Here is a 1,451-nt window from a genome sequence, read left to right on the forward strand (position 1 = left end):
GCACATCAACCTGACCGGCGATTACCTCTGGCGCAGCAGCGCCAAGATCGGCGCGGGCAAGTTCAGGCCGCTACGGCCGCTGCAACCGGCTTAGCGTGCTTTATTTTCCGTTTTCTGAGACGACCCCGAGCTGCAGCATCGTCACTTCCGGCGAGGCTGGCCACGTCCTGGCCACGGTCGACCATCGCCACATCCAACGATGCCCCGAGGGCCCCATCGCCAGTTCCGACGATGACGGCCGCCGCTGGATCTCGCATCGCCACTTCCGACGATGAGATCCACTCTTTGACATTTGAGGGGCCAAGCTGCGGGGGATTCTCCCGGCCGGCGGCCGCGAGAACCGGCTATGTCGTGCTACGCATCGAGCCAGGCGGCCACGGCCGCCCGTCTCGCCCCTGGCGGGCTTCCAGCGCCTTCCCGACGCTCACCGGGCCGGTGGCCCTCGCCGCTAGGCTACGAGGCCCTGGCGGGCCTTTCTGGCCCCTTCTCGGGGCCATAGAGGGCCGGCGCTGCCTGGTCGGCCTTGTGGGCTTCCGCGCCGACAATCTCACCACTGCGCAGATCGACGACGGGCTGGTAGTGCAGTTCAAGCTGCCCGCGCTCGACCGCTTGGGCCAGTTCCGGCGTCGTCCATCCATCCGGCCGGAAAGCGCTCATTCTCTTTCCCTGAATGCCCGCAACGCCCGCGACAGGGACAGAAGGAACAGGCCGGTCAAACCGAGCGCCGCGATGACCCAATGCTCGCCGAGGAAAGCACCGGCGGTTGTGCCGGCCAGCACGACAGCGAGGATGGGCAGGTGGCAGGGGCAAGTCAGCACAGCCAGTCCGCCCCACAGGTAGCCGGTGATCGGTTTGTGCGTCTCGGACGGCAAGCGCTCGGGGCTGTTCATGGCAGACTCTCCGCGTGCTGTGCCGGCTCGGTCGGCAGGGTGGCCAACTGCACTTCCAGATCGGCCAACGCTTCGCGCCGACGCTCGACGAACTGACGCAGCAGGGCAAGCTGCGCGGCCGCTTCGTCGCCGTCCGCCGCATCCAGCGCCCGGCACAGCCGCGCCAGCGCGTCGAGGCCGATGCCCGCCTCGAAGGCCGCCCGCACGAAGCACAGCCGTTGCAAGGCGGCGTCATCGAACAAGCCGTAGCCGCCTGGTGTGCACGCCACCGGGCGCAGCAATCCGCGCAGCAGGTAGTCGCGCACGATATGCACGCTCACCCCGGCATCAAGAGCCAGCCGGGACACCGTGTAGGCGTTCATTGAACACCTCCTTTTTCTCACCCGGCGCAGCAGGAAAGCTGCTTCACATCCTTGTTGAAGGTCTGCGCCGCGAGCTTCAACCCCTCGACCATTGTCAGGTAGGGGAACAACTGGTCGGCCAGTTCCTGCACCGTCATGCGGTTGCGGATGGCGAGCACCGCCGTCTGGATCAGTTCGCCCGCTTCCGGGGCCACCGCCT

General features: G+C 67.1%; 4 protein-coding genes. All 4 read right to left on the minus strand.

All coding sequences use genetic code 11. From position 1 onward, the window contains the following. Nucleotides 1-453: 453 nt before the first annotated feature. Nucleotides 454-657 (minus strand): EAL domain-containing protein, encoded by a 204-nt coding sequence (locus AC6LJ9_RS30505; RefSeq protein ID WP_043792550.1) that lies wholly within the window; start codon nucleotides 655-657, stop codon nucleotides 454-456. Then, nucleotides 654-890, minus strand: coding sequence for a broad-spectrum mercury transporter MerE (gene merE, locus AC6LJ9_RS30510; protein ID WP_070700474.1), 237 nt, complete (start codon nucleotides 888-890; stop codon nucleotides 654-656). Before merE ends, AC6LJ9_RS30505 begins: the two co-directional genes overlap by 4 nt. Continuing rightward, entirely contained in the window at nucleotides 887-1,252 is a 366-nt protein-coding gene (gene merD / locus AC6LJ9_RS30515) for a mercury resistance co-regulator MerD (RefSeq protein ID WP_000995360.1), read from the minus strand. Before merD ends, merE begins: the two co-directional genes overlap by 4 nt. Nucleotides 1,253-1,269: 17 nt before the next feature. Beyond that, the coding region (locus AC6LJ9_RS30520; protein ID WP_498150345.1) for an oxidoreductase dimerization domain-containing protein at nucleotides 1,270-1,451 on the minus strand (182 nt) is incomplete at its 5' end.

The organism is Achromobacter sp. 1011811831 (genome assembly GCF_059760905.1).

Bases quoted from the DNA above. Each gene is read 5' to 3' on its own strand.
- AC6LJ9_RS30505 (WP_043792550.1), bottom strand. From the start codon at position 657: ATGAGCGCTTTCCGGCCGGATGGATGGACGACGCCGGAACTGGCCCAA.
- merD (WP_000995360.1), bottom strand. From the start codon at position 1,252: ATGAACGCCTACACGGTGTCCCGGCTGGCTCTTGATGCCGGGGTGAGC.
- merE (WP_070700474.1), bottom strand. From the start codon at position 890: ATGAACAGCCCCGAGCGCTTGCCGTCCGAGACGCACAAACCGATCACC.